Raw genomic sequence first — 15583 nt, 5'->3', positions numbered from 1 at the left:
CCTTTGTGTGCAATAAAATTCTATTGCATGATCTCCCACGATTCCAAGTTCTTAGGTGAAGGTTTAACCTATGATGACGTACTTCTAGTACCAGCATATAGCGAGGTGCTTCCTAGAGAAGTAAGTATTAAAACTAAATTTACAAGAAACATAACGCTTAACGCTCCGGTTATATCGGCAGCCATGGATACCGTTACAGAAAGTCGTATGGCTATTGCTATGGCTCAAGAAGGCGGTATAGGTATTTTGCATAAAAACATGACTATCGATGCGCAAGCGCAAAAAGTACGTCGTGTAAAACGTGCAGAGAGCGGTATGATTATCGATCCGGTTACTCTTACAGAGCAGGCTACCATAGGTGATGCCAAAGCTAGTATGAGGGAACATGGTATAGGTGGTATACCTATAATCGATGAGCAAGGATTTATAAAAGGTATTATTACTAATCGTGATTTGCGTTTTGAAAAAGATAATGATAGGTCGGTAAAGGAAGTGATGACTTCAGAAAACCTAGTTACGGCAAAGACTGGTACGTCTTTACAAGAAGCTGAGGTAATTCTACAAGAACATAAAATAGAAAAATTATTAGTCGTAGATGATTCTGGTAAATTAGAAGGTTTAATCACCTTTAGAGATATTACTAAGCTTACTTTACAGCCTAATGCAAGTAAGGATGAGTTCGGTCGTTTGCGAGTGGCAGCTGCCATAGGTGTAACAGGTGATGCGTTAGAAAGAGCAGCTGCACTAGTTGCTGCTGGAGTAGATGCTGTTGTTATCGATACAGCTCATGGACATACTAAAGGTGTGGTAGATGTTTTAAAAATAGTTAAAGCAAAATTCCCTCAACTAGAAGTAGTGGTAGGTAATGTAGCTACTTCTGAGGCAGCAAAATATCTGGCAGATGCTGGTGCAGATGCTGTAAAAGTAGGAATAGGTCCTGGATCTATTTGTACAACTCGTGTAGTCGCTGGAGTTGGTTTCCCGCAATTAAGTGCGATCATGGAGGCAGCTCATGCTTTAAAAGGAACTGGTGTTCCTGTTATTGCAGACGGTGGTATACGCTACACAGGTGATATTCCTAAAGCAATAGCAGCAGGAGCAGACTGTGTTATGCTAGGTTCTATGCTAGCTGGTACGACAGAGTCTCCTGGAGAAACTATTATTTATGACGGTCGTAAATTTAAATCTTACCGTGGTATGGGATCTGTAGAGGCGATGCAGCATGGTTCTAAGGATCGTTATTTCCAGGATGTTGAAGATGATATTAAAAAACTAGTGCCAGAAGGTATCGTGGGACGTGTTCCTTATAAAGGAGATTTAGTAGAAAGCATGACGCAGTTCATAGGTGGTTTAAGAGCTGGTATGGGGTATTGTGGTGCAAAGGATATTGAGTCTTTAAAAGCATCTGGTCGTTTTGTTAAAATTACTTCGGCAGGAATGATGGAAAGTCACCCACACGACGTTACTATTACAAAAGAGGCACCTAATTATAGTAGATAATATATGAAGATTATATGCATAGGTCGTAATTATACAGATCATATAGAAGAACTAGCAAACGAGCGTCCAGAAGAACCTGTCGTTTTTTTAAAGCCAGACACTTCTATATTATTACATAAACAACCGTTTTTTATACCACCATGGACAGATGACGTGCACCATGAGGTAGAGATTATTGTGAAAATCAATCGTATAGGGAAGCATATAGATCAAAAATTTGCTCATAAATACTATGAAGAAATAGGTTTAGGAATAGATTTTACTGCTAGAGATGTGCAACAAAAACTTAAAGGGAAAGGGCTGCCATGGGAAAAAGCAAAAGCTTTTGACGGAGCAGCAGTAGTCTCTAGAGAGTTTGTAAATAAAAAAGAGCTTCCAGAAATGGATAACCTCGATTTTCAATTGTTTAAAAACGGACAGTTGCAACAAGATGGAAATTCCTCACATATGTTGTGGAAAATCGATGAGATTATAGCTTACGTATCTCAATATTTTACACTTAAAATAGGTGATTTGATCTTTACAGGAACTCCAGCCGGCGTTTCAAAAGTGAGAGAAAATGACGTCTTGAAAGGTGTTCTTCACGGTAAGGAGATGTTTGATATTAAAGTGAAATGAAACAAGTATCCTACGACTTAACAAACGTTATAGCTATGTCAGATAATGACAGCGATTTTGTTAAACTCATGGTGCATACATTTATAAAAGATATACCTCGCGATCTAGAACGTCTTGCAGTAGCTGTAAGTGAGCAAGATCGTGCTGGGGTACATCGTTATGCTCACAGGATAAAACCGACTCTAGAATTATTCGGTATAGAGTCCTTTAGACATGCTGCAGCCTTAGAATTGTGGGGTAAAAGCGATGTAGAATTAAATATTAAAGAAGATTTCCTGCGTCTTAATCAAAATTTAAGCGAAATATTAATCCAGCTCAAAAGAGATTTCTAAATGAAAGCGACTATTATAACTATAGGTGATGAGATTCTCATCGGTCAGATTGTGGATACTAATTCAGAATGGATGGCTCAAGAACTCAATAAAATAGGAGTAGATGTGTATGAGATTATTTCTATAAGTGATAATAGAGAGCATATTTTGTCCGCTTTCGCGAAAGCGGAATCCCAATCTGACATCGTGCTCATGACTGGTGGTTTAGGTCCTACAAAAGATGATATAACCAAGAAAACAATCTGTGAGTATACAAATGATACTCTTGTTCTTAATCAAGATGTTCTAGATCATGTGACGCAATTATTTGCAAAATATGTAAAAGATGCTATGGTAGATATGAATAAAGATCAGGCTCTTGTACCTTCTCAGGCTCAGATTATTAAAAACGATTTTGGTACGGCACCAGGAATGTGGTTTGAGAATAACGGTGTTATATTTATATCTATGCCAGGAGTTCCTTTTGAGATGAAGGAGATCATGTTGTCAGGAGTTTTACCTAGGTTAAAAGCAATGCCGGGATTGCCATTTATACACCACAGGACTATTTTAACGGCTGGACAGGGAGAAAGTACCATAGCTACTCGATTAGAAGATTGGCAGAATAATTTACCAGCATCTATCAAGTTAGCTTACTTGCCTAGTTTAGGTACAGTCCGTTTAAGGTTGAGTAGTAAGGGAATGGATAAAGGTCACATTCTTAAAAGTGTAGATGATCAAATAAAAGAATTGTACTTACTTATTCCAGATATTATTGTGGGAGAAAGTAATGAAGAAGGTCTAGTAGATCAGGTGAGTCGTTTATTTAAAGAACAGAATAAAAGTCTAGCAACTGCAGAGAGTTGTACCGGCGGTAAAATCGCAAATTTAATCACCGAAATTCCTGGAGCTTCACAATTTTTTAAAGGAAGCACGATAACTTATGCTACAGCGTCCAAAGTGGACATCTTAGGCATCGACGAGACGTTAATAGATAAATACTCGGTAGTAAGTCATGAAGTTGCAGAGGCGATGGCTGTGGCTGCAAAGAAAAAATTTGAATCAAATTATGCTATTGCGACCACAGGTAATGCTGGTCCCTCAAAGGGTGATAGCGATGCTCCGGTAGGGACTGTATACATTGGTATAGCTACAGAGGATGAGAGTTTTGCGTTAAAATTCATGATGGGAAATCATCGAGAAAGAGTGATTCAGAAGACGGTAAATAAGGCGTTTGAATTGCTTCAAAAAGAATTATTGAAAAAGGGTGGTCAATAGACTTGTGAGATCGAATAATATATCGTTATTTTGCATTCCGATTTTAAACAACAATAATCATGTCTCGAGTTTGTGAACTTACTGGTAAAAGAGCGATGACTGGGAACAACGTTTCTCACGCTATGAATAAAACTAAGCGTAGATTCAACGTTAACCTTTTCAAGAAGAAATTCTATCTACCTGAAGAAGATAAGTGGATCACTTTAAAAGTGTCTACTAGAGCAATAAAAAACATCAACAAGAAAGGAATTACTCAAGTAATTAAAGAAGCCCGTGCTAAGGGTCTTTATACTAAGTAGTTTTATAAAAGTTATATAAGATGGCAAAAAGTAAAGGAAATAGAATTCAAGTGATTCTACAATGTACAGAGCACAAAGAATCTGGAATGCCAGGTATGTCTCGTTACATCACGACAAAGAATAAGAAGAACACGCCAGATCGTCTTGAAATTAAAAAATTCAATCCGGTTTTGAAGCGTATGACTGTTCATAAAGAAATTAAATAATTTAAGACATGGCAAAGAAATCCATCGCATCCCTACAAACGGGAAATGTAAGATTAACGAAAGCAATCAAAATGGTAAAATCTCCTAAAACAGGAGCTTATACATTTGTAAGTGCTATTATGGCGCCAGATTTAGTAAACGATTTCTTGAATAAGAAATAAGTTGGTTATTAAAACGTAAAAACGTCTTGCTGAAAAGTAAGACGTTTTTTTATTATATCCCTATTAGTTTTAAAGTCTATTCTTACTCATTAAGATTTGATACACTATTAGGGCATTATTTGTAAGACACTTCATTCTTTAAAGTATTTTGCAGCACCATGTTTATGGTGTTTTTTTTATTTTCTATCTCTTCATTTAAATGTAAAATTAATTTTATAATTAAATGTTGACTTTTTCTACGTTATAGAGTATTCTTAGCTCTAGCTGTAAATTACAAAAGCAGCAATTACATGTATTTTTATTTTTACTTCTATTTTATGAAATAATGGATTATATGCTCTCGTGCTTATTTAAAAGAATCTAATATTTTTTTTAGGCTAATAATTTCAAGTCTTAATTTTAACATTTGTTATCATAGTTACTTGTGTGCGTCCAGCAATATTAGATAGATTCATATTTTTCGTTCAGTTAGTGTGTTGAAATAGGCTTGTCTGGTTGTAAATCAATCATTCATTTACTTATAACCATCCTTTAATCATATCGATAGTCGTTATTGCAATTAACTTTCCTATTTTTGTATCACTTTTAAACAAACCATGAGTTTTTTCAAAAAAATATTTTCTAAAGAAAAAAAAGAAACCCTAGATAAAGGGCTGGAGAAGTCTAAAACCAGCTTTTTTGATAAATTAGGTAAAGCCGTAGCTGGAAAGTCTACTGTAGATACAGATGTTCTCGATGATCTCGAGGACGTGTTGATCTCTAGTGATGTAGGAGTAGCTACTACGGTAAAAATTATAGATCGCATAGAAGCACGTGTAGCAAGAGATAAGTACTTAGGTACGTCAGAGCTAGATGGTATATTGCGTGAAGAGATTGCAGGATTAATGAGTGAAGTAAATCATGGCGATGCTACAGAATTTACTATTCCAGAAACTGACGGTCCTTATGTAATAATGATAGTAGGTGTTAACGGTGTTGGTAAAACGACTACCATAGGTAAGCTGGCTTATCAACTTAAAAAGGCTGGTAAAAAAGTTGTATTAGGTGCAGGAGATACTTTTAGAGCCGCGGCAGTAGATCAACTAGATATATGGGCGCAACGTGTAGGTGTAGAAATCGTTAAGCAAGATATGGGCAGTGACCCTGCTAGTGTTGCTTTTGATACTTTACAAAGTGCGGTAGCTCAAAATGCAGACGTTGTACTTCTTGATACCGCAGGTCGTTTGCATAACAAAATCAACCTGATGAACGAGCTTTCTAAAGTAAAGCGAGTAATGCAAAAAATAATACCTAACGCACCACATGACGTTATGTTAGTGCTAGATGGATCTACAGGGCAAAATGCTTTTGAACAAGCAAAACAATTTACAGCTACTACCGAAGTAAGTAGTCTTGCGGTTACAAAACTGGATGGTACTGCAAAGGGTGGTGTAGTGATCGGTATTTCTGACCAATTTCAAATTCCTGTACGTTATATAGGTGTGGGAGAAGGAGTAGAAGATTTACAGGTTTTTAATAAAGTAGAATTTGTAGACAGTTTCTTCAATTAGAATACATTAAAACATATATTTAGAACTCTCGTAGATAGTTAATTATATCTGCGAGAGTTTTATTTTTATACAAAATTACCAAATGAGAAAAATTTTATACTTCTTACCGCTGCTTTTTTTAGCATGTAAATCTTCAGATACAGGTGTTAAATCATCAAGTAAAGATTTTAGAGAATTTAAAGTAATAGATTCTAAGTACCTGGTAAAAGATCAGATTTTTGGCGATTTGCTAGATGAGGTGGTTAGCTTTCGCGAAAGCGGAAACTTAAAAGATCTAATTCTAGAGAAGAGCATTCCAGAAATTCAAGAAGCCATTGCTAGTGGGCAACTTTCTTATCGTGATCTTACTCTTTTTTATCTAAAAAGAATTTATAAGTACGATAGAGAAAATTCAAAATCACTTAATGCAGTAATCAGCATCAATCCTAATGTCTTAAAGCAAGCAGATGCAGCCGACAAAGACCTTGCTTTCCTAAAGGAAGATGGTGCAGATATAGTTTACCATACTTTGAGAGGTATGCCTCTGTTACTCAAGGATAATATCAATACAATAGATATGCCTACCACGGCTGGTGCAGCTGTGTTGATAGGTAATCAAACTTCTCAAAATGCTAAAATTGTTAATAACCTGAGACAAGAAGGTGCTGTTATTTTAGGTAAAGCTAATTTAAGTGAGTGGGCTTACTTTTTCTGTGGGGACTGTCCTAGTGGCTATAGTGCAGTAGGTGGACAGACTTTAAACCCATACGGAAGAAGATCGCTAGATACAGGTGGTTCTAGTAGTGGTAGTGGTGTTGCAGTTGCTGCAAATTTTGCTGTTGCTGCTATTGGTACAGAGACTTCTGGGTCGATATTGTCACCATCGTCTCAAAATAGTGTTGTAGGTTATAAGCCTTCTACAGGGACTTTTAGTGGTTCTGGAATTGTGCCTATTTCTAGTTATTTAGATACCGCAGGACCTATGACTAAAAATGTTATAGATAATGCTATTTTATCTCAAGCACTAGGTGTGCCTTTTGAATTAATAGAGAGATCTGGTGCTCATAACTTAGAAAATGCAACTGTAAAAGGTGTGCGTTTTGGAGTATGGGCCTCTTTCAGAGAGAATCCTTTATATGCACAAGCATTGTTAGATCTAGAAAAAGCTGGTGCGGTGCTTATAGAGTTAAATGATACAAGACCGCAATTAGATGGTTTCTTAAAATTGCTTAATGCCGATATGAAGAGAGATCTTCCTGCTTATTTTGCAGGTCAGTCTAATTCTAAGTATCGCGGTTGGGATGTGAATACGGTTATGGATCTAAATAAAAAAGACTCGATACGATCTATGCCTTATGGGCAAAGTTTATTCCAGGGTATTATTGACGAGCCTAGTATAACAGATGGAGAGTTTTGGGAATTTAAGACCGCTATGACGGCTAGAGCTCAAGAATATTTTGATAAACTTATAAAGACTCATGATTTGAGTGGTTTTATATCTATTAATAATTACACCGCAGGTACCGCTGCTGTTGCTTTTTTTCCAGCGATGACAGTTCCTATGGGTTATGACGACAAAGGAGAACCTTATGGACTTACTTTTATAGCACCTAATGAAGAAGACAGGCTACTTTTTAATTGGGCTGCCGCTTATGAGAAAATGACTCATCATAGAGTCATGCCACAAGATTATAAAAATTAGGACATACATTTTAAGAATTTATAACAGCATAGAAATTGGAAGAAACAAGACCGCCTATATGGAATAGTAAGAGTATCGCGACTGTAACTAAAGTGATTGCTATTTATGCTGCTTTTTATTTATGCGTGGTTATTGGACAAATTTTTACAAATCCGGTGTGGGATAATCCACTTGCTCCATCAAATGCTTATTATCCACTTTATTTAATGGCGGCTATTCATTTGATAGTATTGATACTAACCGGCGCCAGCGTTTTATTTAAAAACTACCATTGGGTAGTAACGGTTATTGCTGCATTAATCGTCACGCTGTCTCGATTTTATTATAATGAAATAGCAGAGTATATTTGGAATATAAGTGCGACACCATTTTATTAAATGATCTTATGAAAATCACTTTCACTTTTTTAGTATTAGTTTTCAGTTTAGGATTATCGGCGCAAGATTATGAGCAAGAATCATTAGACTACCGCAAGAATTTATCTGCCGAATATAAGTCGGGAGAGAATAATGTGTTAACGGCCAAAGAAAGAAAAACCTTCGGCTATTTGAATTTCTATGATTTTGATCCTGAATTTGTTGTTGAAGCTCGATTTGAAAAAATAAATAATACAGAAGAGGTGAAGCTAGCAACATCTACCTCTCGCATTGCTTCTTATGTAAAGTATGGCTATTTACACTTTACCTTAAAAGGGAAGAAATGTAAATTACTAGTTTTATCTAGCCCTAGTTTAAAAGATGATCCAGAGTACTACAATTACCTATCGGTGTTTTTTACAGATATGACTAACGATAAAGGTTCTTATGTCGTTGGGCGTTATATGGAATTGAGATCCCCATTAAGTGAAAAAGTAGTTCTTAATTTCAATAATACGTATAATCCATATTGTGCATATAATAATCGGTTTTCATGCCCAATTCCTTCTGCAGAGAATTATTTGCCGCTAGAAATAACGGCAGGTGTTAAAAAAGGTTTTAAGAGTTTTAGGAAGTTTTAGAAATAGAAGGAATACCCTAATCCTAGTTGAAATTCTTCATAACTGGCGAGGTGTTTGTAGCCTATATTTAAATTAAAATTATTGATGTAGTAAACAATTTGGGCGTTCAATTCATTGAAATCTTGCCAATAAATGAAACTTGAACTTAGGGTTAAATTCCACATTTCTCTTTTCAATCCTAAACCGTAACCTATTTGATTACTATCAAAACGCCCGTCATAATTCATGTAACCACTAATTAGGCTAAATTGTTGATGCTTAGTTGCTGAGAGAATACTAAATAATTTACTCAGACTTATTTTATAACTATGATACTGATTATCATTAAAATTTGCCGTTTCAAAAGCGGCTTTTAGATCTATCGAAGTGTAATCTTTAAAAGTTATGTTACGTTCTAAACCTAAATTATAATTATAGTTTCCATTAAAACCAGATTGTGCTCCAAAATCAAAAGAATAAGGTCTAGGTATTATTCTGCGTTTACTAGAAAAATGAAATCCATAAGTTTCATAATTGATTCCTGTGATTAATTTCAGATCTTGTTCTCTTCCTCTTCCTAAGTAAACGTTTATAAAAGCCGGATCCTCCTTAAGTTTAATGTTGATCACCTCTTGATTTTCTACCTTAATTTCCTTGGTCTTATATCCAAAAAATGAAAATTCTAAAAAATCATTTTGATTAATAGCAATGGAGTATTTACCACTAAGGTCTGATACAGTTGTAATGAATGTTCCTTTCACTTTAATGGTGGAACCAAGAATAGGTTTTCCATTAACATCGCTAACCGTCCCAGTAATTGTTCTTTGTGAGAAGCAAAAAATGGTAGTTAAAAGGCTTAAAATTATGAATAGACTTTTCATAAAATAGAATAAAACATTTAAGATACTGATTAATTTTAAATCATTAAAATAATTTCAGTTAGGCTCAAAAAAAACGTATCAAAGGTTTCTTTGATACGTTTTTAAATAGGATTTATTTAGTTTTAAAATATTTTATAACCTATGGCAAACGAGATTCTATCATTGTTTCCATCGATTAACAAAGAACTTTCTTGAGCGCTTTGTGAGTATATACTTGTAACCTTTATGTCTCCCATAGATGTATATTCCACAAAACCATAAAAGTTTTTGAACAAGCTAAATGATAACCCTATATTTAAACCTACTGGTGATTCTGTAAAAATAGCCTGGTCATAATTGATCTCGCTATCTTCAATTACGGTAGTGAATTTGTTGTCATTGATATAACTTCCTGATTCAAAACCTAAATATGGAGAAATACTGAACTTGTTAAAATGCAGGTTATATTGAGCGGCTATATTAAAGCTAATATAATTTAATTCTAATGATGTCTTAGCGTCTCTACGTTGTTGGTCAGATTCAGGGAGAAAAATAGAATTAGAGTCACCTTCTATTGAGGTATGGTAATCAGCTCCTAACACAATTGTGATTTTATCAGAAACCCTATCTAAATTAAAAAAGGTTTTGATACCTAGTCTATAATTAGAAGCACTTATGTCATCAATGGTTAATGCGCCAGTATTATTATCTAGTTTTAAATTATTGCTACTCCATCCAGCATGCACACCTAAATTAAAAAAATCAATCCTAGGCTCTAGTTTTAATTCTTGAGCATTTGAGTCATTCATTAAATATTCTTTAATTAGACTAGAGGAGTCGTAGGATACTTTACTGAATGCTGCAGGATTCTTATTTGTTGAATTAAGATTTTTATATAACCACTCTTTATAAGATATGGACTCCTTTCTGTCAGTTTTTGACTTTTCAAGTAATTCAAAATCACTTTTCTTTTCATTTACAAAGTAATCTTGTTTGTTATCGGTAAAAACATATAGAGAATTTTGTCCCTTAATTAGTTTTTTTAAGATAACATCGTTTGAATTGCTATACTCTTTAATTCTTGAGGTTATAAACACTAATTCATTATCTGTTGAGTGAATTTCAGTAAAATCATTTGCAGTGATAATTATTTTACTTTTATTATTTTCTTCCTTGTAAATGTTTATCTCTCCGTTAGAGTTAAGTATTACATCTCTATTCTTAAAATATACAGTTTCTTTTGATCCATCCTTTCTTGTTAAGGTTCCTGAGTAGAATGTAGATTGAGAATAGCTCAGAAAACTGATCATTAACAATGTTAATAATAATAAATTTTTCATAATAATTTTGATTGGGTTGGCTGCTAATATATCGCCTGCTAGTACATTGGTTTTAAATTTTAATATTTATTTAAGATTTAAGTGTTGCTTTCATTTTTTCATGGGACTAGAAATAAGGATGTGTTCTAGAGCTGTTTGTTTGTCATTTTAATATTAGTCATTATCATAAATGCGTTTAAAAGTTGCGCTTTCGCGAAAGCGAGATAAAAACAACCATTAACCGTACATAGTAGTGGGCTAAGTCGTAAATTTGCAGCCGCTTATGAGAACAAAAACAAGAAAAAAGAATAAGATCAACGTAATAACTTTAGGTTGCTCTAAGAATGTGTACGATAGTGAGGTGCTGATGGGCCAGTTAAAGGCTAGTGGTAAGGACGTTGTGCATGAAGAAGAAGGGAATATAGTCGTGATTAATACTTGCGGTTTTATTGATAATGCAAAAGAGGAGTCGGTGAATACGATTTTAGACTTTGTAGAACGTAAGCAAAATGGAGAGGTAGATCAGGTTTTTGTTTCTGGATGTCTGTCTGAGCGTTATAAACCAGATCTTCAAAATGAAATCCCAGATGTAGACCAGTATTTTGGTACTACAGAATTACCATCTCTATTAAAAGCACTGGGTGCAGACTATAAGCACGAGTTGATAGGTGAGCGTGTTACAACCACACCTAAAAACTATGCGTATTTTAAAATAGCCGAAGGTTGTGATAGACCTTGCTCTTTTTGTGCGATTCCATTAATGCGTGGTGGACATAAAAGTACGCCTATTGAAGACCTAATTACAGAGGCTGAAAAACTTGCAGCAAAAGGTGTTAAAGAATTAATTCTTATCGCTCAAGACCTTACCTATTACGGTCTTGATTTATATAAAGAAAGAAGACTGGCAGAGTTATTACGTGAGCTAGCAAAAGTAGAAGGAATAGAGTGGATACGTATGCATTATGCATTCCCTACCGGTTTCCCACTAGATGTTCTAGATGTAATGAAAAATGAGCCTAAGGTGTGTTTTTACCTAGACATTCCTTTACAGCACATTTCTACACCAGTTCTTAAATCGATGCGTCGAGGTACTACTTTTGAAAAAACTAATGCGCTTCTAGAGAAATTTAGAACGTTAGTTCCAGAGATGGCAATACGTACGACTCTTATAGTAGGTTACCCTGGCGAGACTGAGGAAGATTTTGAGATTTTAAAGCAATGGGTAAAAGACCAGCGTTTTGAGCGTATGGGATGTTTTACTTATTCTCATGAAGAAGATACACATGCCTACAAGTTAGAAGACGATGTCCCAGCAGATGTTAAACAAGAACGTGCTAATGAGATCATGGAAATTCAGTCTCAAATCTCTTGGGAGCTGAACCAACAAAAAATAGGTAAAGAATTTAAGGTGATGATAGATCGCAAGCGTGGTAATCACTTTGTAGGTCGTACAGAATTTGATAGTCCAGATGTGGATAACGAGGTGCTTATTGATGCAGAGAAGCATTATTTATCAGTTGGCTCTTTTGTGAATGTAAAAATCACCGAGGCAGAAGATTTTGATCTTTTTGGCGTGCCTGTAGATGAGAAATAGATTTATAGCAACATCTATAAATACTAAATAATTTATATCAAAAAGGAACAGGATTTATTCTGTTCCTTTTTTTTGTGGATGTTTCTGCACCCTTTAGAGTTGGGGAATGGAAACAACAAAACAGCAAAAAGCCTTTGTTTCCAAACCCTTTAGGGCTGAGGAACGGAACCAAGAAAACAAAAAAAAACCTTCCTGTTTTAAGAGGAAGGTTTTAAATCTATAATAAGGTGTGAAATAGGTCAGTTTTTAGCAATTTGCTCACTTAATTCTAACCATTCCATCTCTAGTTCTTCTTGTTGTGCTTTAGTTTTTTCTAGTTGTATAGAGTTTTCAGTCATTTGGTCTGCATGAATGTTAGGATCTAAGAAACTGTCTTGTAGTTTTTTCTTTAACTCTTCCAGTTGCTTGATTTTATTCTCCATTCTAGAAAGCATTTTTTGTTGCTCTCTAGTCGGTCCAGATGTAGGGGCAGCAGTTGTGGTTTCTACCTTTTTTACTATTACTGGTTTTTCTTCTTCGGTGGCATCCTTATCTAGAGCGATGTCTGTATTACCTACATAAGCTCTGAAATCACTGTAGTTACCAGGGAAATCTGTAATATTACCAGACTGATTAAATACAAATAAATGATCTACTATCTTATCCATAAAGTAACGGTCGTGACTTACTACTATAATACAACCAGGGAAATCCATTAGGAAGTTCTCTAGTACATTTAGTGTAGGGATATCTAGATCGTTAGTAGGTTCATCAAGAATTAAGAAATTAGGATTTTGAATGAGAACTGTACATAGGTAAAGACGTTTGCGTTCTCCACCACTTAGTTTTTCTACAAAATCATGCTTTTTCTTGTTATCAAACATAAAACGCTCCAGTAACTGGCTCGCGCTGATTATTTTACCTTTATTTAAAGGGATGTACTCACCGTATTCTTTAACGACATCTATGACTTTTTGACCAGGTTTTACTTCAATACCACCTTGAGTGTAATACCCTATTTTAACTGTTTCTCCTATAACTACTTTACCAGTATCTGGAGTAAGTGCACCAGTAATCATGTTTAAGAACGTAGATTTTCCAGTACCATTTTTGCCTATGATTCCTAGTCGTTCTCCACGTATGAAATTATAAGAAAAGTCCTTAATCAAATGTTTATCACCGAACGATTTACTCAGTTTGTGTAATTCTACAACCTTTGTTCCCATACGTTGCATATTAATCTCTAGTTCTACCTGGTGATCTTTACGACGGTTATGAGCGGCTTCTTTAATTACATAGAAGTCGTCTATACGAGATTTTGATTTAGTACGACGCGCTTTAGGCTGGCGACGCATCCACGTTAATTCCTTTTTATAAAGTTGTTGTGCTTTTTCTTGATTAGTTTGAGCTATTTCTAAACGTTCTTGCTTTTTCTCAACGTAGTAAGAGTAGTTTCCTTTATAGGTATAAAGTTGACCTTGATCTAATTCTATAATTTCATTACACACACGATCTAAGAAATAACGGTCGTGTGTTACCATAAGTATGGTGTAGTCTTCTTGTTTAAAGTATGCCTCTAGCCACTCGATCATTTCTAGATCTAGGTGGTTAGTAGGTTCATCCATTATTAAAAGTTGTGGGTCTGACAGTAAAGCCATAGCCATGGCGATACGTTTTTTTTGTCCACCACTTAATTTACCTACTTTTTGAGTCAGATCATCCAGTTTTAATTTAGAAAGAATCTGGCGGTACTTAGTTTCAAAATCCCAAGCGTTTGCCGCATCCATAGCATCCAGTGCTTTTTGCATCATGTCAGCATCATCAGGATTTGCCATCGAGTGCTCATAATCTGCTATGATTTTCATCGTAGGTACGTCACTATCTAGAATTACTTCTTCAATAGTCATTTCTGGATTAAGATTAGGTTCTTGCGATAAGAACGCCATTCTTAGATCACTTCTATAAGCTACATTACCGCTGTCAGGTTCTTCTGCTCGAGTGATGATATTGAGCAAAGTAGATTTACCATAACCGTTTTTTGCTACAAAACCTATTTTCTGTCCTTGGTTGATACCTAGTGATAGGTCTTTAAAAAGAACTTTGTCAGCAAATGCTCTGGAAACGTTTTCTACAGTTATATAATTCATGGTAATCCTGCTTAAATTAAGAAATGCAATATTACGGTGTTAAGTGTTAGTATAGTGAGGTCATCCCATAAAATTTGAAGCTTCTTGAGATGGTATTCCTATATTAGGATATTCAAATTAGTCTGTGATGGGCTAGTGTGGTCTCCATTGTTTTATGTTTGTTCCGCTTTCGCGAAAGCGAGATTATAAAACATCTTTTAACATATGTATCGATTATATACTAATGAATGGTGTCAAAAGGAGATTTTCAATTCAATAATTCTATATTTGCAGCTTACTTTATTTTCTATTACATGAGAAATCTGTTGGGTTTATTGGTACTTTTTTTATTATTGCTGGCTAGTTCCTGTGTTCCCACATCTAAGATTACTTATTTACAGGAGTCTAATAGCACTGCAAACGATTCTTTAATTGTTATTAGAAAAATACAACCACCTTATCGTTTACAAATTAACGATATACTTTCTATTCAAATTAAAGCACCTATAGACCCAGATCTGGTAAAGATGTTTAATGTACAAGGTGATGAAGGTAATACAAGATCTACTCAAGGTGCTGGTTTATATTTTACAGGTTATACGGTAGATCAACATGGAGATATACGTGTGCCGCAATTGGGTAAAATAAAAGCGATAGGCATGACGGTAGAAGAGTTGCGTGAATTGATAGAAAAAAGACTACTGACTGAATATTTTAAAGAAAATGCAAATTTATTTGTTACCGTAAAATTAGATGGTTTGCGATATACTATGGTAGGAGAGGTAAATGGTACAGGACAAAAAAACATCTATAGAGATCAGGTAAGTATTATAGAGGCTATTGCAGACGGTGGTGGTGTGCCCATTACGGGCGATTTAACCGCTGTAAAAATAGTAAGACAGTATCCTGATGGTGTGAAAACACACGAGCTAGATTTAACAAGTATAGATGTGGTATATTCTCCTTATTATTACATACAACCTAATGATATGATAGTCGTTAATCCAAAACCACAAAAAGCACTAGGAACAGGAACAACTGGCTTGTCTTCTTTTACGACTATATTATCTGTGTTTACTGCGTTAGTAGGAACTGTTTTATTGATTAACAATATCTCTAATTAAC

Annotated in this window: 16 protein-coding genes; 13 read left to right on the top strand and 3 right to left on the bottom strand. The window is 35.0% G+C overall.

Annotation, left to right across the window (positions count from 1 at the left end; translation table 11 throughout):
- Nucleotides 1–27 precede the first annotated feature (27 nt).
- From guaB to LY01_RS09215, 11 genes are all read left to right on the top strand, one after another.
- A complete protein-coding gene (gene guaB, locus LY01_RS09265) occupies nt 28–1500 on the top strand; it encodes an IMP dehydrogenase (protein ID WP_104515555.1) in 1473 nt (490 codons plus the stop codon).
- Nucleotides 1501–1503: 3 nt separating this feature from the next.
- Nucleotides 1504–2118: a fumarylacetoacetate hydrolase family protein gene (locus tag LY01_RS09260; protein WP_104515554.1), complete on the top strand. Its 615-nt coding sequence runs from the start codon at nt 1504–1506 to the stop codon at nt 2116–2118.
- Nucleotides 2115–2450, top strand: a complete 336-nt coding sequence (locus LY01_RS09255) for an Hpt domain-containing protein (protein ID WP_104515553.1) — start codon at nt 2115–2117, stop codon at nt 2448–2450. The genes LY01_RS09260 and LY01_RS09255 overlap by 4 nt, the downstream gene beginning before the upstream one ends.
- The gene (locus LY01_RS09250) at nt 2451–3707 is read left to right on the top strand and encodes a CinA family nicotinamide mononucleotide deamidase-related protein (protein WP_104515552.1); all 1257 of its coding nucleotides are present in this window, start codon (nt 2451–2453) and stop codon (nt 3705–3707) included.
- Between the two features lie 59 nt (nt 3708–3766).
- Nucleotides 3767–4006 carry a 50S ribosomal protein L28 gene (gene rpmB, locus LY01_RS09245; RefSeq protein WP_104515551.1) on the top strand — a complete coding sequence of 80 codons (240 nt, stop codon included), beginning with the start codon at nt 3767–3769 and terminating at the stop codon, nt 4004–4006.
- Between the two features lie 20 nt (nt 4007–4026).
- A complete protein-coding gene (rpmG, locus tag LY01_RS09240) occupies nt 4027–4212 on the top strand; it encodes a 50S ribosomal protein L33 (protein WP_104515550.1) in 186 nt (61 codons plus the stop codon).
- Between the two features lie 8 nt (nt 4213–4220).
- A complete protein-coding gene (locus tag LY01_RS09235; RefSeq protein ID WP_101012092.1) occupies nt 4221–4373 on the top strand; it encodes a DUF4295 domain-containing protein in 153 nt (50 codons plus the stop codon).
- A gap of 596 nt (nt 4374–4969) precedes the next feature.
- Complete coding sequence (ftsY, locus tag LY01_RS09230) at nt 4970–5923, top strand: signal recognition particle-docking protein FtsY (protein ID WP_104515549.1); 954 nt, start codon at nt 4970–4972, stop codon at nt 5921–5923.
- A gap of 82 nt (nt 5924–6005) precedes the next feature.
- Nucleotides 6006–7604 carry an amidase family protein gene (locus LY01_RS09225; RefSeq protein ID WP_104515548.1) on the top strand — a complete coding sequence of 533 codons (1599 nt, stop codon included), beginning with the start codon at nt 6006–6008 and terminating at the stop codon, nt 7602–7604.
- 35 nt (nt 7605–7639) lie between these two features.
- A complete protein-coding gene (locus LY01_RS09220; RefSeq protein WP_104515547.1) occupies nt 7640–7981 on the top strand; it encodes a hypothetical protein in 342 nt (113 codons plus the stop codon).
- Nucleotides 7982–7989: 8 nt separating this feature from the next.
- Nucleotides 7990–8601, top strand: coding sequence for a DUF1684 domain-containing protein (locus LY01_RS09215; RefSeq protein ID WP_104515546.1), 612 nt, complete (start codon nt 7990–7992; stop codon nt 8599–8601).
- On the opposite strand, the gene LY01_RS09210 is transcribed toward LY01_RS09215, so the two are convergent.
- Together LY01_RS09210 and LY01_RS09205 are read right to left on the bottom strand one after the other, a co-directional pair.
- Nucleotides 8598–9461, bottom strand: a complete 864-nt coding sequence (locus LY01_RS09210) for a carboxypeptidase-like regulatory domain-containing protein (RefSeq protein ID WP_104515545.1) — start codon at nt 9459–9461, stop codon at nt 8598–8600. The two genes, LY01_RS09215 and LY01_RS09210, sit on opposite strands and share 4 nt — an antisense overlap.
- 122 nt (nt 9462–9583) lie before the next feature.
- Nucleotides 9584–10780 (bottom strand): autotransporter domain-containing protein, encoded by a 1197-nt coding sequence (locus LY01_RS09205; protein ID WP_105023063.1) that lies wholly within the window; start codon nt 10778–10780, stop codon nt 9584–9586.
- A 262-nt stretch (nt 10781–11042) separates the two neighbouring features.
- On the opposite strand from LY01_RS09205, the gene rimO reads away from it, so the two are divergent.
- Nucleotides 11043–12353, top strand: a complete 1311-nt coding sequence (rimO, locus tag LY01_RS09200; protein ID WP_104515543.1) for a 30S ribosomal protein S12 methylthiotransferase RimO — start codon at nt 11043–11045, stop codon at nt 12351–12353.
- Between the two features lie 239 nt (nt 12354–12592).
- Here rimO and LY01_RS09195 read toward each other — a convergent pair whose 3' ends face one another.
- On the bottom strand, nt 12593–14479 hold the full coding sequence (locus LY01_RS09195) for an ABC-F family ATP-binding cassette domain-containing protein (RefSeq protein ID WP_104515542.1): 1887 nt from the start codon (nt 14477–14479) through the stop codon (nt 12593–12595).
- A gap of 227 nt (nt 14480–14706) precedes the next feature.
- On the opposite strand from LY01_RS09195, the gene LY01_RS09190 reads away from it, so the two are divergent.
- Entirely contained in the window at nt 14707–15582 is an 876-nt protein-coding gene (locus tag LY01_RS09190) for a polysaccharide biosynthesis/export family protein (protein ID WP_317044689.1), read from the top strand.
- Nucleotide 15583 lies beyond the last annotated feature (1 nt).

The sequence above is a fragment of the Nonlabens xylanidelens genome, from assembly GCF_002934445.1.
Lineage (GTDB): Bacteria > Bacteroidota > Bacteroidia > Flavobacteriales > Flavobacteriaceae > Nonlabens > Nonlabens xylanidelens.
The sequence above is the reverse complement of the archived record's forward strand: the minus strand, read 5'-3'. Positions and strand labels throughout refer to the sequence as shown.